16 protein-coding genes are annotated in these 19,646 nt (G+C 71.4%); 6 read left to right on the top strand and 10 right to left on the bottom strand.

Going from position 1 to position 19,646, the window contains the following annotated elements; genetic code table 11:
* Positions 1–75 precede the first annotated feature (75 nt).
* Positions 76–1,953, bottom strand: a complete 1,878-nt coding sequence (locus JEQ17_RS14830) for a ricin-type beta-trefoil lectin domain protein (RefSeq protein ID WP_200395696.1) — start codon at positions 1,951–1,953, stop codon at positions 76–78.
* 252 nt (positions 1,954–2,205) lie between these two features.
* Between JEQ17_RS14830 and JEQ17_RS14825 the strand changes: the two genes are divergently transcribed.
* Together JEQ17_RS14825 and JEQ17_RS14820 are read left to right on the top strand one after the other, a co-directional pair.
* A complete protein-coding gene (locus JEQ17_RS14825; protein ID WP_200395695.1) occupies positions 2,206–5,226 on the top strand; it encodes a glycoside hydrolase family 3 protein in 3,021 nt (1,006 codons plus the stop codon).
* Between the two features lie 98 nt (positions 5,227–5,324).
* Positions 5,325–6,662 carry a hypothetical protein gene (locus tag JEQ17_RS14820; RefSeq protein WP_200395694.1) on the top strand — a complete coding sequence of 446 codons (1,338 nt, stop codon included), beginning with the start codon at positions 5,325–5,327 and terminating at the stop codon, positions 6,660–6,662.
* Between the two features lie 150 nt (positions 6,663–6,812).
* Here JEQ17_RS14820 and JEQ17_RS14815 read toward each other — a convergent pair whose 3' ends face one another.
* From JEQ17_RS14815 to JEQ17_RS14805, 3 genes are all read right to left on the bottom strand, one after another.
* Positions 6,813–7,598 carry a serine protease gene (locus JEQ17_RS14815; RefSeq protein ID WP_200395693.1) on the bottom strand — a complete coding sequence of 262 codons (786 nt, stop codon included), beginning with the start codon at positions 7,596–7,598 and terminating at the stop codon, positions 6,813–6,815.
* Positions 7,599–7,793: 195 nt separating this feature from the next.
* Positions 7,794–8,561, bottom strand: a complete 768-nt coding sequence (locus tag JEQ17_RS14810; RefSeq protein WP_200395692.1) for a response regulator — start codon at positions 8,559–8,561, stop codon at positions 7,794–7,796.
* Positions 8,558–10,291 (bottom strand): sensor histidine kinase, encoded by a 1,734-nt coding sequence (locus JEQ17_RS14805; protein WP_407700051.1) that lies wholly within the window; start codon positions 10,289–10,291, stop codon positions 8,558–8,560. Before JEQ17_RS14805 ends, JEQ17_RS14810 begins: the two co-directional genes overlap by 4 nt.
* A 156-nt stretch (positions 10,292–10,447) precedes the next feature.
* Here JEQ17_RS14805 and JEQ17_RS14800 point away from each other — a divergent pair, with 156 nt between their 5' ends.
* From JEQ17_RS14800 to JEQ17_RS14790, 3 genes are read left to right on the top strand one after another with little or no spacing between them, the layout of a single operon-like run.
* Complete coding sequence (locus tag JEQ17_RS14800; RefSeq protein WP_200395691.1) at positions 10,448–11,380, top strand: ABC transporter ATP-binding protein; 933 nt, start codon at positions 10,448–10,450, stop codon at positions 11,378–11,380.
* Positions 11,377–12,963, top strand: coding sequence for an ABC transporter permease subunit (locus JEQ17_RS14795; RefSeq protein WP_200395690.1), 1,587 nt, complete (start codon positions 11,377–11,379; stop codon positions 12,961–12,963). Before JEQ17_RS14800 ends, JEQ17_RS14795 begins: the two co-directional genes overlap by 4 nt.
* Entirely contained in the window at positions 12,960–13,793 is an 834-nt protein-coding gene (locus tag JEQ17_RS14790) for an ABC transporter permease subunit (protein WP_234048205.1), read from the top strand. The genes JEQ17_RS14795 and JEQ17_RS14790 overlap by 4 nt, the downstream gene beginning before the upstream one ends.
* 203 nt (positions 13,794–13,996) lie before the next feature.
* Here the strand turns inward: JEQ17_RS14790 and JEQ17_RS14785 are convergent, their stop codons facing one another.
* The 4 genes from JEQ17_RS14785 to JEQ17_RS14770 form a co-directional block, all read right to left on the bottom strand.
* The gene (locus JEQ17_RS14785; protein WP_200395689.1) at positions 13,997–14,494 is read right to left on the bottom strand and encodes an N-acetyltransferase; all 498 of its coding nucleotides are present in this window, start codon (positions 14,492–14,494) and stop codon (positions 13,997–13,999) included.
* Positions 14,495–14,533: 39 nt separating this feature from the next.
* Complete coding sequence (locus JEQ17_RS14780) at positions 14,534–15,763, bottom strand: Cmx/CmrA family chloramphenicol efflux MFS transporter (protein ID WP_200395688.1); 1,230 nt, start codon at positions 15,761–15,763, stop codon at positions 14,534–14,536.
* Between the two features lie 220 nt (positions 15,764–15,983).
* The gene (locus JEQ17_RS14775) at positions 15,984–16,328 is read right to left on the bottom strand and encodes a hypothetical protein (RefSeq protein WP_200395687.1); all 345 of its coding nucleotides are present in this window, start codon (positions 16,326–16,328) and stop codon (positions 15,984–15,986) included.
* A gap of 9 nt (positions 16,329–16,337) precedes the next feature.
* Positions 16,338–16,880, bottom strand: a complete 543-nt coding sequence (locus tag JEQ17_RS14770; protein ID WP_200395686.1) for a hypothetical protein — start codon at positions 16,878–16,880, stop codon at positions 16,338–16,340.
* Positions 16,881–16,991: 111 nt separating this feature from the next.
* On the opposite strand from JEQ17_RS14770, the gene JEQ17_RS14765 reads away from it, so the two are divergent.
* Positions 16,992–17,636 carry a YdeI/OmpD-associated family protein gene (locus tag JEQ17_RS14765; protein ID WP_200395685.1) on the top strand — a complete coding sequence of 215 codons (645 nt, stop codon included), beginning with the start codon at positions 16,992–16,994 and terminating at the stop codon, positions 17,634–17,636.
* Positions 17,637–17,673: 37 nt separating this feature from the next.
* Here JEQ17_RS14765 and JEQ17_RS14760 read toward each other — a convergent pair whose 3' ends face one another.
* Together JEQ17_RS14760 and JEQ17_RS14755 are read right to left on the bottom strand one after the other, a co-directional pair.
* Positions 17,674–18,594: an isocitrate lyase/PEP mutase family protein gene (locus JEQ17_RS14760; RefSeq protein ID WP_234048204.1), complete on the bottom strand. Its 921-nt coding sequence runs from the start codon at positions 18,592–18,594 to the stop codon at positions 17,674–17,676.
* Between the two features lie 263 nt (positions 18,595–18,857).
* Complete coding sequence (locus JEQ17_RS14755) at positions 18,858–19,469, bottom strand: YceI family protein (RefSeq protein ID WP_200395684.1); 612 nt, start codon at positions 19,467–19,469, stop codon at positions 18,858–18,860.
* Positions 19,470–19,646: the final 177 nt, after the last annotated feature.

The raw sequence follows: 19,646 nt of genomic DNA, 5'->3' as shown, positions 1-19,646 counted from the left end.
GGTTCGGGGGCTGGCCCCCGAGTAGTGACGGGAATGGGTAGGGGCGGCGGGGGCGAAAAAAGGACCTGCGGTCCCCTACCGCAGTTGCCATTTCTGGTTCGTTGCGCCCGTGCAGGACCAGATCTGCGCCCGCGCCCCGTTCGCGGACGAGTTGTCGCTGACGTCCAGGCACTTGTTCGCGGCCGGGTTGACGACGTCGCCGGTCGAGGCGTTGTACGACCATCGCTGCGCACCCGAGCCGTTGCAGTCGTAGAGCTGGACCTTCGCCCCGTCGGAGACGGCCGCACCGGTGACATCGAGGCACTTCCCCAGCGCCCGGACGGAACCGTCCGCGGCGACCGTCCAGTTCTGGGCGGCAGAACCGTTGCAGTCGTAGAGCTGCACCGCCGTGCCGTTGGCGGACGAACCGCCCGCCACGTCCAGGCACTTGCCCGCGAGCCCCACGAACGCGCCCGACTGATCGCCGCCGCCCGACTGGGTGCCGGACCAGGTGAAGGTCGCCGACGTCTTGCCGGGGAGCGAGTAGGTGGCGTGCTGCGAACCCCAGTTGATCGTCACCGTCTTCGCCGCCGACGCGTCGTTGTAGGCGATCAGCGCCTTCGAACCGTCCGGGTTCCGCCAGGCCACGTTCGGCACGGACGAGCTCGCCGTGGAGGCGATGCGCTGGGCCCCGGGGCGTACGAACTTCGTCAGGTGACCCATCGTGTAGTACTCGACGGTGTAGTCGACCTGGCCGTGCCGGGAGTCCCCGTTGTGCACGGTGATCAGACCGTCGCAGGTGCCGCAGCCGCCGTTGTGCGGGCCGCGGTTCTGGTCCACGGCCAGCGACCACTTGGTCACCGACTTCGCCCAGTTACGGGTGTAGTCGATGATGTTCATCATGTCCTCGCGCTGCTGGTTGGCGATCCAGGTGCCGCCCGAGTGCTCGGTACCGAAGGCGTCCAGCTGCGGATACTGGTTGTGCACGGTGGTCTGCTTGGCGACGTCGCCGCCGTAGCCGTGCCAGGCGATCCCGCCGAAGTTCGGGTGCGAGCGCACCGCCGCGTCGTCGACGGTCTGGGCGGCGTACGCGTCGTACGTGTCCCAGTTCCAGTCGTGCGCCAGCACCTTCGTGGACAGACCCGCGCCCTGGAGCTTGGGCAGCAGCTCGCTCTTGGTGAAGTACGCGAGACCCGAGCCGTTCCAGCTCATGGAGGGGTAGCCGGAGCAACAGGTCGGCTCGTTCTGGGCGGTGACGTAGTCGACGGGGACGCCCTGGTCGCGCCACGCCTGGAGGTACTTCACGAAGTAGTTGGCGTACGCCCCGTAGTTCTCGGCCTTCAGCCAGCCGCCGTTGAGCTGCCCGTTGTCCTTCATCCAGGCGGGCGCGGTCCACGGCGACGCCATCAGCGTGAGGGACGGATTGAGCTGTCTGGCCTGCCGGGTGAGCGGCAGCACGTCCTGGAGGTCGTGGGCGATCGAGAACTCGGAGAGGTCCGGGTCGGTCTGCCCGGCCGGCACGTCGTCGTACGTGTAGCCGAAGCGGGCCAGGTCGGAGCCGCCCATCGGGTTGCGGAGCAGGGAGAGCCCGATGCCCTCGGTGGGGGAGAACAGCTTGCGCATGGTCGCGTCACGGGTCGCCTGGGTCAGGGCGCCGCTGCCGTCCATCAGCCAGGCCGCGGTGTCCGTGAAGGACGCGCCGCCGCCGGAGAAGGACTGGTAGCGCGTGTTCTCGTCCACGGAGATGTTCTCGCCGCTGCCGCCGCTGCCGGCCTGGAACGCGAAGGGGGTCTGCGCCTGCAGACCCCGCACGACATTCCGGCCGCCGGAGTCGTTCGTCGTGGTGAGCCAGGCCGTGACCTGCTCGCCCGCGGCCTGTGCGGGCGTGGCACCGACGGTGGTCAGCCCTGCGGTGGTGAGCAGCCCGGCGAGGAGGAGCCGGGCCACCCGGAGGGGTCTTCTGGGGGTGCTCATGGTGCGCCGCCCTTCTGGAGGTGGGGGATGTGGGCGTGCGAGGCGTGAGTTAATGACGGCTTCGAACGGGCGTCAAGGGGGTGCGCGTTCAGTTTCTGAAGGAGCAACGGCCCTGATCCGGCCGGGAGTTGGGTGTGTACCGCTTCTGACGTGAAGTCTTGACGGCTTGGCGGGGCATCAGTTAACTCACGCCGTGAGGTAAGTCCTGAGAGGTCAAGTCATAACAGCCGCACCAGAGCCGAGGGAAGGTCCATGCGAAGAACCGCCCTGCTCGTCTCCGCCACCCTGCTGACCGGGCTGCTCCCGTTCGCCGTGGCGGGGCCCGCCTCCGGAGCGGACGATCCCGCCCCCGTGCCCGTCGACAACTTCGAGGGCGAGATCCCGTTCGCGAACCCGCCCGCCGAGGGCATCTTCACCTGGGGCAGCGACACGGACGACCCGCCCACGCTGGAGCTCGCCGCCCGGGACGACGCGCCGCAGGGCGAGAAGGTCCTCTCCGGTACGTACGACATCAGCGGCTACGGCGGCTTCACTCACGACTTCGCCTTCGACAAGCCGGCCCACGACTGGTCGGCCCACCAGGGCATCCGCTTCTGGTGGGAGGGCCGGAACAACGGCAAGAAGGTCAACTTCGAGCTCAAGGACGGCGGCGCCAACGGCGAGGCCTCCGAACTGTGGACGACCTCCTTCACGGACGACTGGACCGGCTGGAAACAGCTGGAGATCCCCTTCACCGCCTTCACCTACCGCACGGACTACCAGCCCGTCGGCGGCATCGACCAGGTCCTCGGCCTCACCGAGATGTGGGGCTACGCGCTCACCCTCCCGGTCGGAGGCGCGGACCGATTCGCCATGGACGGCGTGGAGTTGTACGGCAAGGCCGACCAGGCGCTGCGCGCCAACGTCGTCACCGACGCCGCCGTGTACCCGGTGGAGGAAGGCCGCTCGGCCGCCGTGAGGATCACGGTCGCCACCACCGGCTCCGCGCCGATCGAGGAGCCCGTCACCGTCGCATACGAGACGGCCGGCGGCACCGGCGAGTCCGGCAAGGACTACACCCCGGTCCAGGGCGAGTTGACCTTCCCGGCGGGCACTGCCTCCGGAACCTCCCGGACCGTCACCGTGCCTACCCTGCGCGACAGGGCGGGCGAGAACGCCGAGACCGTCCCGCTGAAGCTCACGGTCAGCGGCGCCAAGGCGCCCGCCGAGAACCCGCAGGTCGTGATCGACGCCCACGGACTCCCGTACCTGGACCCGAAGTTGCCGGTGAAGAAGCGGGTCGCCGATCTGCTCTCCCGGATGTCCCTCGCGGAGAAGGCCGGCCAGATGACCCAGGCCGAGCGCGGCGCGCTCACCACGCCGGGTGACATCGCCGCGTACGACCTCGGCTCGCTGCTCTCCGGCGGCGGTTCCACGCCGACGCCGAACACGCCCGAGGCCTGGGCGAAGATGATCGACGGCTTCCAACTCCGGGCGCAGGCAACGCGGTTCCAGATCCCGCTGATCTACGGCGTGGACGCGGTGCACGGCCACAACAACCTCGTCGGTGCCACGATCATGCCGCACAACATCGGCATCGGTGCCTCGCGCGATCCCGAACTCGCCCACGAGACAGGGAAGGTGACCGCCGCCGAGGTCCGGGCCACCGGTATCCCGTGGGACTTCGCACCCTGCCTGTGCGTGACGCGCGACGAGCGCTGGGGGCGTACCTACGAGTCGTTCGGCGAGGACCCGGCGCTCGTCGAGTCCATGGAGACCGTCATCCAGGGCCTCCAAGGGGCGCCCAGCGGCAAGGACTTGAAGAGGAACGACAAGGTCCTCGCCACCGCCAAGCACTTCGTCGCCGACGGCGGCACCGAGTACGGCTCGTCCACGACCGGCACTTACACCATCGACCAGGGCATCACCAAGGTCACCCGGCAGGAGCTCGAAGCCGTCCACCTGGCTCCGTACCAGGACGCGGTGGACCGGGGCGTCGGCACGGTCATGCCGTCGTACTCCTCGCTCGACATCCTCGGCGACTCCGAGGGCCCGGTGAAGATGCACGCGGACGCCGCGATGATCAACGGAGTGCTCAAGGACCGCATGGGCTTCGACGGCTTCGTGATCAGCGACTGGCAGGCCATCGACCAGATCCCGGGCGACTACGCGAGCGACGTCCGTACGTCGATCAACGCGGGCCTCGACATGATCATGGTTCCGTACGCGTACAAGGACTTCCACAGGACGCTGTCGGACGAGGTGACCGCCGGCCGGATCTCCGAAAAGCGGATCGACGACGCGGTGTCCCGCATCCTCACGCAGAAGTTCAAACTCGGGCTCTTCGAGAAGCCGTTCGCCGACACGAGCGGGGCCTCGGCGATCGGCTCGGCGAAGCACCGGGCCGTGGCCCGCGAGGCGGCGGCCGAGTCCCAGGTCCTGCTGAAGAACGCGGGCGGTGTGCTGCCGCTCAAGAAGTCGCAGAAGGTGTACGTCGCCGGCTCCAATGCCGACGACATCGGCAACCAGACCGGCGGCTGGACGATCACCTGGCAGGGCTCGTCCGGGAAGATCACGGACGGGACGACGATCCTGGAGGGCATGCGGAAGGCCGGGAGCGCGGTCACGTACTCCAAGGACGCGTCGGCACCGACGGACGGCCATGACGTGGGGGTCGTGGTCGTCGGCGAGACCCCGTACGCCGAGGGCGTCGGCGATGTCGGCAACGGCAACGACCTGGTGTTCTCCGCCGCCGACCGGGCCGCCGTCGACAAGGTGTGCGGCGCCATGAAGTGCGCGGTGCTCGTCGTCTCCGGGCGGCCGCAGCTCGTCGGCGACCAGCTCGGCGACATCGACGCGCTGGTCGCGTCCTGGCTGCCGGGCACCGAGGGCGACGGCGTCGCGGACGTGCTGTACGGGAAGCGGGCCTTCACCGGTCAGCTCCCCCTCACCTGGCCGAAGTCGGAGGCCCAGCTGCCGATCAACGTCGGCGACTCCTCGTACGATCCGCAGTTCCCGTACGGATGGGGTCTGACCACGCTGACCTCCGTGCCGGGCGGTGGCACCAGTGCCCTGAAGGCTCTCGCCGTCGCGGCCGCCGTCGCCGAGAAGGCCGGGTCCGAGACGGCGGGGCGCGCGATCGTCACCAAGGCGCGGTTGCTCGTCCAGCAGAAGATGGGGCAGACGATCACCGCGGCGAGCGCGAAGCCCTTCGCCGACGCCGATCACCTGCTGCTGACCGGCCGCTACGGACAGGCGGTGGCGAAGCTGACGGCGGCGTACCGGGCCGCCTGACCCCGCTGGGCCGTACATGTCAGGTCCGGTGGGCGGCGAGTGAGCCGCCCACCGGACCTGAGGTTCGTTTTCGGTCACTCAGGAGTAGCTTCGAAGGTATGAAGGCCGCACAGACCCTCAGGCTAGGACTCTCCGTACTCCTGATCGCGTTCGCGGCCTTGGCGGTGCTGTCCGTCGGGGCCACGGGCGCCCACGCGGCGACGGACGTCTCGACGGTCGCCGACGCCCTGAAGAAGAGCCCCGTGTACGTCGACCCGGCCATGTCGGGGCAACTGTCGTCGGCCGACGCCGACGCCCTCGCCGAGCAGATCGAGAGGGCCGACAAGCCCGTCTTCGTCGCCGTGCTCCCCGCGGACTTCCCGAAGCAGGACCTCTTCCCGAACCTGCGCACCGCGACCGGCATCACCGGCCTGTACGCGATCCGGCTGGGCGACCAGTTCGACGCGAAGGCGGACTCCTCGGTCCTGTCGCAGGACGCCGTGAAGAACCTCGTCACCAGCGTCCGGGGCGAGGACACCAAGACCCAGCTCGACAACTTCACCGACCGGGCCCTCGCCAACGTCGGCGGCTCGGCGCCCAGCGGCTGGAGCGAGGGCGGGGGCGGCGTGGACACGGGCGCCCTGATCGGGGCCGGCGCGGTGATCGTGGCGGGCGGCGCCGGCGCGTACACCCTCGTGCGCCGCAACCGCCGCAGGAAGGAGGCCGAGCGGCAGGCCGCGCTCGACAAGCTGCGGGTCGTCGTCGACGAGGACATCACCGCCTTCGGCGAGGAACTGGACCGGCTCGACTTCCACCCCGCGGAGGCGGGCGCGGACGACGCGATGCGCGCCGACTACGAGCGCGCCCTCGACTCCTACGACAAGGCGAAGTCCTTCATGGCCGCGGCCACCCGCCCCGAGGAGGTGCGGGCCGTCACCCAGTCCCTGGAGGACGGGCGCTTCTCGCTCGCGGTGCTCGCCGCGCGCCGCGAGCACCGGCCCGTCCCCGAGCGCCGGGCCCCCTGCTTCTTCGACCCGCGCCACGGCCCGTCGGTCGCCGACGTCACCTGGACGCCGTCGGGCGGGGCCTCCCGCGAGGTGCCGGTCTGTGCCGCCGACCAGGTTCGCCTCGCCGAGGGCCACGACCCCGCCGTCCGCGAGGTCGACACCGACTACGGCCGCCGCCCCTACTGGGAGGCGGGCCCGGCGTACGGCCCCTGGGCGGGCGGCTACTTCGGCGGCGGCATCCTGCCCGGCCTCCTCGTCGGCACCATGCTCGGCTCCATGATGGCCAGCCCGTCGTACGCGGCCGACTACGGCTCCGGGTACGGGAACTTCGGCGGCGGAGGCTACGAGGGCGGGGACGTGTCCGGCGCCGACTTCGACTCCGGTGACTTCGGCGGCGGCTTCGGAGGCGGTGACTTCGGGGGCGGCGGGGACTTCGGAGGGGGTTTCTGAACCCGGCTCAACTCCGGCTCACGGCCGAGTCGTTCGTCCTTCGGAGGTGCGGAGCCTTCGGTGGTGCGGAGCCCTTCGGTGGTGCGGGCACAGGCCCGGCGCTGAGCAGCGCGCCGGGCCTGTGGAGGTCGTACGGGAGATGGGCAGGCGTCAGAGAGTCGCTGCCGCTGCCGTGATGGCCGAGGCGAAGGTCGAGACCTCGGAGTAGACGCCGGGCGCGTTGGGCCGGGCGCAGCCGATGCCCCAGCTCACGATGCCGACCTGGATCCAGGCACCGGCGGCGTCCCTGCGGAACATCGGGCCACCGGAGTCGCCCTGGCAGGTGTCGACGCCGCCCGCGGTGAAGCCGGCGCAGATCTCCTCGCTCGCGACGAGACCGCTGTAGCCGCTGTAGGAACGGCAGGTGGCGTCGCTGACGAACGGCACGGTGGCCTTCAGCAGGTAGCGCTGCTGGGCGCCGCCCTCGGAGGCCGATCCCCAGCCGGCGACGGTGAAGGTGCCGGTGTTGTACTGCGTGGTGGTGGCGATCTTCAGGGTGGCCTGGGTGGTGATGGGCGAGGCGAGCTTGATGAGCGCCCAGTCCTTGCCGGTGCCGTTGTAGCCGGGGGCCTGCAGGACCTTGGTGGACCTGACCTGGACCCGGCCGCTGGTGTTCTGGAGGTCCACGACTCCGGCGGTGGCCGTGATGCTGGTGTTGTTGCCGGAGCCGCTCACACAGTGCGCGGCGGTGAGCACGATCTGCTGGGTGAGCAGCGAGCCGCCACAGCCCATGGAGAGCCGGACCATGAACGGGAACTCGCCCTGCGCGGCGCGGGTTCCGCCGACCACGGGCGCGGGGGCGGCCTGGGCGTTGGAGACGGGCTGAAGGCTGACGACCGCGAGGGCGGCCGCACCGGCGACCGCGCATCTCTTGAGGGCCTTGACGAGGTTCTTCAACGTGATGCCTTCCGTGGGGGGTTGACATGCGAGCTGGTGGAACCGGATGCGGGTGCGGCAGAAATGGCAGGCACATGCCAAGGAATGCGACAAATAATCGCGTTTGCTGGCATGAGCCGGTCAATTTCTGTTGAGGGATTATGTGAACGCTGTGAGCGCCGCCACAAGGGGTGAAATTCGGCCGCCCCTATCCGGTCAGGCCGAGTTCCCCGCCCCCGGCACGACCAGACCCGTCTCGTACGCCATGACCACCGCCTGGGTCCGGTCGCGCAGCCCGAGCTTCGAAAGCACCCGGCTGACGTGCGTCTTCACCGTCTCCTCGCCCACGTGCAGACGCCCGGCGAGCTCCGGATTGGACAGCCCCTCGGCGAGCAGCCGCAGCACCTCCGACTCGCGCGGAGTGAGGACCGCGAGCGCGTCCCGGCGCGGCGCCCTGGGCTTCAGCCGGGCGAACTCGGCGATCAGCCGACGCGTGACCCCGGGTGCCAGCAGGGCCTCCCCGGCCGCGACCACGCGTACGGCGTCGAACAGCCGCTCCGCGGTGACGTCCTTGAGGAGGAAGCCGCTCGCTCCGGCGATGAGGGCGTCGTACACGTGCTCGTCGAGGTCGAAGGTGGTCAGGATCAGCACGCGGGGCGGGTGTGCGGTTCCGGCGTCGCCCATGAGTTCCGCGGTCGCCTGGATGCCGTCCGACACCGGCATCCGTACGTCCATCAACACCACGTCGGGCCGGTGTTCGCGGCAGACGCGGACCGCCTCCGCGCCGTCCCGCGCGGTGCCCACGACCGTGAAGTCCGGCTGGGTGGCGAGGAGTCCGGCGTATCCGGCGCGGACGACCTCGTGGTCGTCGGCCACGACGATACGGACGGGGCGGGCTTCGGCCGGCGGATCTGCCGCCGGCTCGGCGTGTGTCTCGGCGCTGGCCTGGGCGACCGCTTCGGGGGCGGCTTCGGGGGTCGTCATGCGAGGGCCTCCGCCCGTACCGGGAGGCGTGCCTCGACCAGGAAGCCGCCGCCCGGTGCGGGGCCGGTGCGCAGGGTGCCGCCCACGGTGGCCGCACGTTCGTGCATGCCGAGGAGGCCGTGTCCGGCGTGGTCACGGGGTGCTGGGTGCGTGGGGTGCGTGGGGTGTGCGGGGTGCGCGGGCTCCGAGCCGGAACGGGAGCCGTAGCCGGGTCCGGCTCCCCTTCCGGGCTCGGTTCCCGTTCCGGGTCCGGGGCCGTTGTCGCGTACGCGAAGCTCCAAGTCGTCCGTCCCGTACCGGAGTTCTACGTCGACGGCGGCGCCCGGAGCGTGCCGGCGGGCGTTCGTCAGGGCCTCCTGGACGATGCGGTAGGCGGTGACCTCGATGCCGGGGTCGAGCGGGGCGACCGTGCCGCTGACGATCAGCCGGGTACGGGAGCCCGCGGCGTCCCGGGAGTCGTCGACCAGCTCCATCAGCTGGCGCAGGCCCGGCTGGGGGCGCCGGGTGACCCCCACGTCCGCGTCCTCGCGCAGCACTCCGAGCAGCCGCCGCATCTCCGTCAGGGCGGCCCGCGCGGTGTCCCCGATGGCGAGCAGCCGGGTGGCGCCGTCGGCGGGCAGCCCCTGGGTGGTCAGCCGGGCGGTCTCGGCCTGTACGGCGATCATCGAGATGTGATGGGCGACGACATCGTGCAACTCCCTTGCGATACGGGCCCGTTCACCCCGTGCCGCGTGTTCGAGCAGGGTGTCCGCGAAGGCGCGTTCCGTTGCGCTGTGGGCCTGCGCGGCCGTCCGTACGTGCCGGGTGATGCCCGTGGCCGCCGCGGCGGAGGCGAGCGTGGCGACCAGGACGGCCACGACACGGACGGTGGAGTCGGCGGGGTCGCCTGCCGCGGCCAGCGCGAGACCGACGTACGGCAGCACGAGCAGGCCGCTGAGCAGGGGTGTCCCCGCGCGGCCCAGCGCATGGACGGTGATCAGCTGGGCCGCCGCTCCCGCGAGGGTGAGGGCGCGGAAGGGTTCCAGGGCCAGGACGCAGGCGGTCGTGAGCGCGATGGCCGCGGTGCCGCGGATGGGCGCCCCGCGCTCCGGCGCGAGGACGAACCCCACGGGCAGCGTGGTGCACAGCGCGAGCAGCACGGCCAGCGCGAGATTCCCGCGCAGCCCGGCGGCGCGCACCAGGATCTCGACGGACGCGAGGACCGCGAGCCCGACGGAGAGCACGACGGGGGAGAGGGGCCCGGCACCGGAGGCACCAGGGGCACTGCCGAAACGGGCGGTACGGGCGGCACCGGCGAAATGGGCGGTACGGGCGGAGAACCGGGCCGGGGAGCCGGGCCGCGCCTCGGGGGAGAGGGAGCGCACCGCCCGGCCGAGGAGAGTGCTTACGCCCCGGCCGAGAGCGTGTACGCCACGGCCGGGGGTACGTACGTCATGGCCGCCGGTGCCTGCGCCGTGCCCGTCGGCGACTGCGCCGCGGTCGCGCGCGCGAGCTGCGCGGGAATCGGCGGCCCGACGCAGCCCCGACTGCCAGGACTCGGGCAGCCTCGCCTGCCAGGGCTCGCGCAATCCCGACTGCCACGGCCCGCGCAGCCCCAACGGCCAGGACCCGCGCACCCCCAACGGCCAGAGTCGGCGCAGCCCCATCTGGCCGGGCGGGCGCGGCTGTTCCAGGGGTCGAGGGTCCGCCCGCACTGTCGTCGCCTCGTCCATTTCCTCCGCCCTGTCCACGTCCGTCATTCTGCCGCCGCCCGCGCCGGACCGCGTCCCCCAGGTCGGCAGTGCGGTGTCCCTCGCGTGGGGGATGCCGTCCCCCGGGCCAGGGGTGGCGAAGACTGCTCCCGGGCGGGACGACGCGGCCCGCCCGGGATCCCTAGCCTCGCTGACATGGACGCAACCATCGAAGTCCGGGACCTCCGCAAGAGGTTCGGGCAGACCGTCGCCGTGGACGGGCTCTCCTTCACGGTCGAACCGGGCCAGGTCACCGGCTTCGTCGGCCCCAACGGGGCAGGCAAGTCGACGACCATGCGGACCGTGCTCGGTCTGGACGCCCCCGACGCGGGGCACGCCCTCATCGGCGGGCGCCCCTACCACGCCCTGCGCACCCCGCTGTTGGAGGTCGGCGCGCTGCTCGACGCCGCCGCGCTGCACCCGGCCCGCCGTGGCCGCGACCATCTGCGCTGGCTGGCCCACTCGCACGGCCTGCCCATGCGCCGGGTCGACGAGGTCCTCGAACAGGTCGGCATGGAGCAGCCGGCCCGACGCAGGGCGGGCGGCTACTCGCTCGGCATGCGCCAGCGCCTCGGCATCGCCGCCGCGCTCCTCGGCGACCCGCCCGTGCTCCTTCTCGACGAACCGGTCAACGGCCTCGACCCCGAGGGCATCCGGTGGATCCGCGGCCTGCTGCGCCGGCTGGCCGCCGAGGGCCGTGCCGTCCTCGTGTCCAGCCATCTCATGAGCGAACTCGAGGACACCGCCGACCACTTGGTCGTCATCGGCCGCGGGCGCCTGATCGCCGACACGGCCGTCGCCGACCTGCTGGCCGCCGCGTCCGGCGACCGAGTGGCCCTGCGTACGAGTGCTCGTACGGAGGCGATGGAACTGCTCGCCCGCAAGGGCGGCACGGTCGCGGTGACCGGCCGCGACACCCTCACCGTCACCGGTCTGCCGTCGGAACGGATCGTGGCGCTCCTCACCGAGGCCGGGATCGCGTTCGCGGAGGTGGGCGCCCACCGGGCCACCCTGGAAGAGGCGTACATGGAACTGACCCGGGACTCGACGGAGTTCGTCTCCGCGGTGGACGGCGAGGTCGCACGATGACGTCCTCCTCGACACCGCCCTCACTCACTCCCTCGACTCCTCCGGCACCTGCGCCGAGAACCCCGTACAAGTCCCAACTCCAGCCGGGCCGGGACGGGTTCGTACGGCTGCTGCGCGCGGAGTGGAGCAAGTTCTGGACCGTACGGAGCTGGCTGCTGGTCCTCGTGCTGGCGGCCGCCGCCACGGTCGTGATCTCTCAACTCGGCGCGAGCGGCGCCGTCAACGACTCCAACGGCCAGGTCCGCATCGTCTCCGCCCCCGACGGAACCCGCGTGAACGACACCTTCCGCCTCGTCCACCGGCCGCTCACCGGGGACGGCAGCGTCACGGTCCAGGTGTCCGGCATCGAGGGACACGAGGGCAGGACACCGGAGCCCTGGGCGAAGGCAGGCGTCATCGTCAAGTCGAGTACGAAGCCCGGCAGTTCGTATGTGGCCCTGATGGTGACCCCGGACCACGGCGTCCGTATGCAGTGGGACTTCACCCACGACGAGAAGGGCTCGTCCGCCGGGGCGCGCTGGCTCCGGCTGACCCGCTCGGGCCAGGAGCTGACGGGCTACGAGTCGCCGGACGGCCGCGAGTGGACGAAGATCGCGACCGTCCGCCCGGCGGACCTGCCGAAGACGGCCCGGGCGGGACTGTTCGTCGCCACCCCCGCGCACACCACCCTGCGCCGCTCCTTCGGCGGCACGTCCGCGACCGCGGGAATCGCGACCGCGACGGCGGCCTTCGGCCATGTGGAACTGCGCGGCGACAGCGCGCGCCCCTCCTGGACCAGCACCGACGTGGGCGCCCCCGACCCCGACGACCCGAACCTCCCGGAGTCGGGCCCGGCGCGGCCGATCCCCGGCAGCACGAAGGTCACCGGCGACGGCGCCTTCACGCTCACCGGCCAGGGCGACATCGCGCCGGACCAGACCGGCGGCGACACCGTCCAGATGAGCTTCCAGGGAGTCTTCGTCGGCGTCCTGTTCATGGTGGCGCTCGGCGCGCTCTTCATCACCGCCGAGTACAAGCGCGGCATGATCCGTACGACGTTCACGGCGAGTCCGCGCCGGGGACAGGTGCTGGCGGCGAAGGTCCTGGTGATCGGGGGAGTGACGTTCGCGGCGGGGCTCGTCGCGGCGGCGCTGGCCTTCTCGCTCGCCCAGGACACGCTGCGCTCCAACGGCTTCGAGCCGCCCGCGTTCCCGGATCTGTCGATGCTGGAGGGGGCGGTCCCGCGGGCCGTCGTCGGCAGCGCGCTCCTGCTGTCCCTGGTGGCGGTACTCGCCCTGGCCGTGGGCACGTTGCTCCGCAGCAGCGCGGGCGCGATCACGGTGGTCGTGGTCCTGGTGATCCTGCCGCAGATCCTGGCGTTCGCCCTCCCGCTGCCGGCCGGCGAGTGGCTGCTGCGGCTGACCCCGGCGGCGGCCTTCGCGATCCAGCAGGGGGTCACCTACTACCCGCAGGTGGACCACAACTGCCTGCCGGAGAGCGGCTGTTATCCGATGGCCCCCTGGAACGGCCTGGCGGTGCTGGGTGTTTACGCGGCGGTGGCGCTGGCCCTCGCGCTCTGGCGCCTGCGCAGGAGGGACGCGTGAGCAGCCCGAGGGCGCCGCGGCGGCCGCACGCCCGCCTGACGGCACTGCGGCCGCTGCACGCCGAGTGGACGAAACTCCGTACGCTGCAAAGCAGTTGGTGGCTGCTGGCGGCGACCGCGGTCCTCACGGTCACGGTCGGCGTGGCCGCGCTGTCCGCCGTCGGCACCGGTGCGTGCCCGTCGGCGGCCGCCTGCCACGAGGACACGGTGAAACTGAGCCTGACGGGCGTCTGGCTGGGCCAGGCGACGGCCCTCGTCCTCGGCGCGCTGTTGATGGGGGCGGAGTACGGCACGGGCACGATCCGCACGACACTGACGGCGATGCCGCACCGGGTGGCGCTGCTGGTGTCGAAGGCGGCGGTGCTGGCCGCGATGACGGCGGCGGCGGGAACAGCGGCGATCCTCGGTTCCCTCTACGCGGGCCGGCTGATCCTCCCCGGCAACGGCTTCACCCCGGAAGCCGGCTACCCGCTCCCGTCCCTGGCCGACGGCCCCACACTCCGCGCCGCCTTCGGGTCGGTCCTCTGCCTCACCCTGACCGCCCTGCTCGGCCTCGGCCTCGCGGCCCTGCTGCGGGACAGCACGGGCGCCATCACCACGGGCCTGGGCCTGCTGTACGCGATCCCGCTCCTGGCCGACCTGCTGGGCGACCCGAACTGGCGGGACCGTCTCGAACGCTGGGCCCCGATGCCGGCGGGCCTGGCCGTCCAGGCGACACGGGACCTCTCCCGCCTCCCGATCGGCCCATGGCCGGGCCTCGGCGTACTGGCGGCGTACGCACTCGGGTTGCTGCTGGTGGCGGGCGCGGCCTTCAGGGTGCGGGACGCGTAGGAGCGCCATTTTTTTGGGAGGGGCCCCTTTGTGTTCGGCTGCGGGTGCGTCGTGGTTGCTCGCGCAGTTCCCCGCGCCCCTGAAAGAAAAAAGCTCGCGTGCACCCCCTGCTTTTAAGGGGCGCGGGGAACTGCGCGACCAGCCCCCACCGGGCCCGCAGCCGACACACATACGAATGGGCCCCCAACTCGGCCCCCAACGGCTCAGCGAGCCGGACCCGGCAGGGCCAGCCATTCCTTCCAGGACAGGTCGCGCCCGATGAACCGCGGCCGCTCGAAGGGCCACGCCTCACCGATCCACCGCGGCACGAACGCGTCGAGATCCCGCTCCAGTTCGGTCCCCACCCGCTCGTCGACGACCCACCAGGAGATCTCGGCATCGGCCCCGGCCTTCTCCGGCGGATCGATGTAGACGCACCCGTACTCGACGCTCTCCGCCTCGTCGAACAGCACGTAGTTGAACGACTCGTGGGCGGCGATCTCGGCCTCGTGCCGCTCCAGGTCGGCCAGATTCGCCTCGTACGTGATCGTGGCGGCGGGCCATCCCCAGGCCTCCCCGAAGATGGACCACAGCCGCTCCCGCGACCCCATCACCGTCGGGTAGTCGATCGCGGCGTCGCCCCCGGTGATCGGCCGCAGATGATGCCCGCCGGGCACGTCGACGCGCAGCGGATGGACGAAGTCAGCGGGCAGCCAGGTCATCCCCGGAGGCTAACCGCCCGCCCGCCGACCCGCACCGGGTTATTCCGTGGACCGTCCGAGGGGACGCCCGCTGTCGTCGAAGCGGCGGACGCCGTCCGCGTCGCCGTCGCTGCGCACGTGGACCGCGAGAGCCCCTGTCCGCCGCGCGGCCCCTCCCGCCACCAGGGCGAGCCCCACCAGCACGACACTCACCCACACCGGCGAGCGGTACCCAAGACCCGCCCCGATCGCGAGCCCGCCCAGCCACGGCCCGAGCGCCCCGCCCACGTTGAACGCCGCCGTGGCGAAACCGCCCGCCAGGGTGGGCGCGCCGGCCGCCTCGTACAGCACCCGGGAGATCAGCGTGGACCCGACCCCGAACGACAACACACCCTGTACGAAGGCGAGTACGACGGCCGCCACCGGGTTCCCGGCGGTCAGGCCGAGGAGGCCCCACCCGACGAGCAGGGCCGCTCCGCCCCCGACGAGGACCCGCCCGGGCCGGGCATCGGCGATCCGCCCGGCGACGGCGACCCCGACGAACGATCCCAACCCGAAGAGCGCGAGCACCAGGGGCACCCATGCCTCGCCCAGGCCGGCGACGGAGGTGACGATCGGTGCGAGATAGGTGAACGTGCAGAAGGTGGCCCCGTTCACCAACGCCCCGAGAAACAGGGCCACTTGGAGCTGGGGCGCACGAAGCGCCCGTACCTCGCCGCGCACACTCGCGCGAGCGGTCTCCGGCACTCCGCCCGGCACCGACCGCACGATCGCGAAGAGGGCGGGCACGGACAGCACGACCACGGCCCAGAAGGCGGACCGCCATCCCCACAGCTGCCCGAGGACGGCACCGCCCGGCACCCCCGCCACACAGGCGACGGTGACCCCGCCGAGCAGCACGGACGTGGCCCGCGCCTTGGCGTCGGCGTCGACCATCGCCACGGCCGTCACCACGGCGACCGCCAGGAACCCGGCGTTGGCGAGCGCGCCCACGACCCGGGTGACCAGCAGCACGGTGAAGCTGTCGGTGACCGCACCGACGACATGGACCACCAGGAAGACGCCCAGAAACCCCAGCAGCGCCGCACGCCGGGACCAGCGCCGCGCCAGTACGGCCATCAGCGGCGCGCCCACGACCATCCCGGCGGCGAACGCCGAGGTCAGCGACCCGGCCGCCGGTACCGACACCCCCATCTCCCGCGCGATGTCCGGGACCAGCCCGGACAACATGAACTCGGAGGTCCCCTGAGCGAAGACAGCGAGCCCCAACAGATACAACCCGAACGGCATGACAGAACTCCGCACACCCGAAAACGAACATGACAGGCTGCACGGCGTTCCGGTGACGGGCACGGTGATGACAGTGACAACGGCAGGAGCGTGTACGCGCTTGACCGCGACGCTTCAGCCGGACATCCCGAGCAGCCACCGGAGAGCCGGTGGCCGGAGTCTTGACGCCTCGGGGCTGGACATGGGGGCAGGCTAGCGACGCCCGGCTTCCCCGGTCCACTCAATTGCCGGAGAACCGCTCCGCGAGGTCGCGATGCCGGTCCGCCGCCTGCTTCGCCTCAGCGCCGCTGATGGCCGATCCGGGCATGAGTCCCAGGCGTTCGACCATCTCCGCGAGCCGCAGATGCTCGCGCCGCGCGTGCTCACGGCAGGCGAGGCAGGTGACGCTGTCCGGACGAGGCGAGGTCATCGCGTACGGCACTCGTAGTCCGCACCCCGTGTCGACGACACTCGGCAGGTCACCGACCAGACCGAACGTGGACGCCAGCACATTGCGGACAGCGGCGTCACCCCGGGCGACCTTCGCCTCGACGTGGATGTGCGGATCATGACCGTGCTCGTCCATGTGCCCTCCTCACGACCCCGCCGAAACCGGCTCGTCGAAGATCCAACGCCCCGAGTGCCCCGGCGGAAGGGCCAGATCGTCGCGCACCGCGGAGTAGTACCGCTCCCGGGCCGCCCGTTGGCGGGCCAGCAGGGCCGACCAGGCCTCGGGGTCATGGGTGCGGGTGTCCAGGAAGCGTTCCATCTCGATGACCAGGACGACCCACTCGCGCGCCCGTTCCACCACGTCCGGCGAGCCGAGCATCAGGAGCGCCTCGCCGACCGGATCGCGGGCTTCGAGGGCCGAGGCCAGCTGGGGCGCGGCCTCCTCGGGGGAGAGGGGATGCGGGTGCGGATCGTTGCCGAGGTGGGAGGAGACCCGGTAGGTCAGGGTGACGCTCTTCTTCAGGACGCGGGCGTAGTCGGAGTACACGGTGAGGCGCCGTTCCTCCCAGCGAGCCGTCCGCTCGCGCCGGAACCGGACCTTGTCCCCGCGCACGATCGCCAGATACGAGCCGAGGGCGCCGACTATCACGCCTATCAGGGCGGGGAGTTGCTGTATGAACGCGGACACCGGCGCACAGTAGCGTCAGAGTCCCGTACGGCCAACCGGCGTCGGAGTCCCGTACGGCCGACCGGCCCTTGTAGGACGGAAACTGTCCTAGTCCCGTCCTACTGTCTCCCCATGGACGAGACCTCCAACAGTTCCAAGGGCTCCGGGACCTCCCGGCCCTCCGGCACTCCCGATGCCCCCGGCACCCTCGGCGGCGTGGAGATCAGGACCTTCACGGACGTGGCGGACCTCGACGCCTGGATGTCCGCCAATCCCGGGCTCCGCGCCGGCGTCTGGCTGAAGATCGCCAAGAAGGGGTCCGGCCTGCCGTCGGTCACCATCACGGAGGCCCTCGACGTGGCCCTCTGCCACGGCTGGATCGACGGTCAGCGGCGGGGCCTAGACGACTCGTACTACCTGCAGAAGTACACCCCGCGCAGGTCCGGCAGCCTCTGGTCGATGGTCAACGTGCGCAAGGTCGAGGCCCTCACCGCGGCCGGCCGGATGCGGCCCCCGGGGCTCGCGGAGGTCGCGGCGGCCAAGGCGGACGGCCGCTGGGAGGCGGCGTACGAGTCCCAGCGGAACACCACGGTCCCGGACGACCTCGCCGCCGCCCTGGACCGCAGCCCGCGCGCGAAGGCCTTCTTCGAGGGGCTCGGCAGGACGGACCAGTACCTGGTCGTCCTGGGACTGTTGAAGGCGAGGACCCCGGAGGTCAGGGCGGCCCGCCTGGAGAAGGCGATCACCGGTCTGGAGTCGGGCCGCCGGGCGCGGTGACGTGCCGACAGGCCCTGGGACCGAGTGCCGACGGACCCTAGGCCCCGGGCTGCCCGCCCCCGTGCCGGAAGAGGTCGTTGAGGTCCGTCTGGGAGATCTGGTCGTCGGCGTACGAGAACGTGCCGTGGTCGGCCAGTTCCCGTGCGGCGCGCAGCAGTTGGCGGTACATCGCGCGGGCGATGCTGCCGCCGACCGTGACCCGCCGCACTCCGAGCGCGCGCAGGTCGTCCAGCGAGAGCGCGTTGCCGGTGAGTCCCATGACCACGTTGAGCGGGCCGTCGAGTTCGCGGACCAGCGTGCCGATGGTCGAGGCGTCGCCCGCACCCGGCACGAACGCGCAGTCCGCGCCGGCCGCCAGATACGCGTTGGCCCGCCGTACGCACTCGTCGAGCGAGCCGCCGACCAGCAGCGCGTCGGTCCGGCCGACCAGCACGAACGGCTCGCCGGCGGAGTCGACGGCGGCCCTGGCGGCCTGGATACGGTCCACTCCGAGCGCCGTGTCGTAGAGCGGCCGGGCGCGGTCGCCGGTGAAGTCCTCGATGTTGCCGCCCGCGGCTCCCGCCCCGAGCGCCAGCGAGATCGTGGTCGCCACGGTCTCGGGCGCCTCGCCGTATCCGTCCTCCAGGTCCGCGCTCAGCGGCACCCGGACCCCGTCGGCGATCTCGCGGACCCGGCGCATCATCGTCCCGCGGTCGACGCGGCCCTCCTCCGGTGCCAGCTCGGCGAAGAAGTCGTGGTCCGGGCGTCCGAGGGAGAACGCGACCCCCGCGCTCGTGGTCGCCACGGCGGGAAAACCGGCCGACTCCAGGATCCGCGCGCTTCCCACGTCCCACGCGTTGGGGAGCAGGAAGCAGCCCTCCCGATGCAACTCGACGAAGCGTTCCGCCCGTTCGCGCCTGTCGCTGTCGCTGTCGCTGTCGCTGTCGCTGTCGCTGTCGCTGTCGCTGTCGATGCTCACGCGGCCCTTCCTCGGTCCCGTGACGATCCGTGGTCCTGCGACCGGCTGATCGCCTTCCGTCCGGCCGAAGAAGAACGTACGACCCGGGGGCGATGCACCGGAACCCCCGACGCGCCCGGATCGGGCCCCGACACGCCCCCGACACACCTGAGCGCCCGCCTCCCGCTCCCAGGGGATCCAGGGATCCACGGGAGCCGGACGACGGGCGCGCTCGGAGGACAATGCGGGGGTCGATCAGTTGTGAAACAGAACCGCGGACCCGATCAGTCGGCGTTCTTGATCGCCGAGATGTCGAAGTTCAGCTTGATCTTGTCGGAGACGAGCACGCCACCGGTCTCGAGCGCCGCGTTCCAGGTGAGGCCCCACTCGGAGCGCAGGATCTCCGCCTTGCCCTCGAAACCGACGCGCTCGTTGCCGAACGGGTCCTTCGCGGAGCCGTTGAACTCCAGGTCGATGGCGAGCTGCTGGGTGGTGCCGAGGATCGTCAGGTCACCGGTGATGCGGTAGTCGTCGCCACCGAGGGCCTCCGCCTTGGTGGAGCGGAACGTCATCGTCGGGAACTCGTCCGTCTTGAAGAAGTCCGCGCTCTTCAGGTGACCGTCACGGTCGGCGGAGCCGGTGTTGATGCTCTCCATGGTGACGTCGAGGGAAGCAGTCGACTGCGACGGGTCGGCGCCGTCCAGGTGCAGGCTGCCGGAGAAGTCCAGGAAGCCGCCCTTGACGTTCGTCACCATGGCGTGACGCGCGACGAAGCCGATCGTCGAGTGCGACGGGTCGATCGTGTAGTCGCCGGTGAGGGCGGCAAGGTCGGGGTTCACGGCGGCGGGCGCCGTGGTGAGGGTGTCGGTCTTGTCCTTGCTGCCGAAGAGGCCCATGACTAACTCCTTGAGGGGACGAGCCCGGCCTTGCGCCGAAGCTGTTTAACGTTCAACGACATCGACCATAGACCTATTCCTTACGGGTTTCAACAGAACGCAGGGCGTGTTGCGTCGATTACACCCGGTTGCCATTGGTTCAGTCCTAAGATCACCCGTTGCCCCTCTGGTGAGCAC

Origin of the sequence: Streptomyces liliifuscus (genome assembly GCF_016598615.1) — a bacterium.
Classification (GTDB): Bacteria; Actinomycetota; Actinomycetes; order Streptomycetales; family Streptomycetaceae; genus Streptomyces; species Streptomyces liliifuscus.
Note: the sequence above shows the minus strand (reverse complement) of the source record. Positions and strands in the feature narration are given on the sequence as shown.

Excerpts from the sequence above, each read along its gene's own strand:
- JEQ17_RS14830 (WP_200395696.1), bottom strand. The coding sequence starts at position 1,953 with ATGAGCACCCCCAGAAGACCCCTCCGGGTGGCCCGGCTCCTCCTCGCC.
- JEQ17_RS14825 (WP_200395695.1), top strand. The coding sequence starts at position 2,206 with ATGCGAAGAACCGCCCTGCTCGTCTCCGCCACCCTGCTGACCGGGCTG.
- JEQ17_RS14785 (WP_200395689.1), bottom strand. The coding sequence starts at position 14,494 with ATGACCTGGCTGCCCGCTGACTTCGTCCATCCGCTGCGCGTCGACGTG.
- JEQ17_RS14820 (WP_200395694.1), top strand. The coding sequence starts at position 5,325 with ATGAAGGCCGCACAGACCCTCAGGCTAGGACTCTCCGTACTCCTGATC.
- JEQ17_RS14780 (WP_200395688.1), bottom strand. The coding sequence starts at position 15,763 with ATGCCGTTCGGGTTGTATCTGTTGGGGCTCGCTGTCTTCGCTCAGGGG.
- JEQ17_RS14810 (WP_200395692.1), bottom strand. The coding sequence starts at position 8,561 with ATGACGACCCCCGAAGCCGCCCCCGAAGCGGTCGCCCAGGCCAGCGCC.
- JEQ17_RS14800 (WP_200395691.1), top strand. The coding sequence starts at position 10,448 with ATGGACGCAACCATCGAAGTCCGGGACCTCCGCAAGAGGTTCGGGCAG.
- JEQ17_RS14795 (WP_200395690.1), top strand. The coding sequence starts at position 11,377 with ATGACGTCCTCCTCGACACCGCCCTCACTCACTCCCTCGACTCCTCCG.
- JEQ17_RS14755 (WP_200395684.1), bottom strand. The coding sequence starts at position 19,469 with ATGGGCCTCTTCGGCAGCAAGGACAAGACCGACACCCTCACCACGGCG.
- JEQ17_RS14775 (WP_200395687.1), bottom strand. The coding sequence starts at position 16,328 with ATGGACGAGCACGGTCATGATCCGCACATCCACGTCGAGGCGAAGGTC.
- JEQ17_RS14765 (WP_200395685.1), top strand. The coding sequence starts at position 16,992 with ATGGACGAGACCTCCAACAGTTCCAAGGGCTCCGGGACCTCCCGGCCC.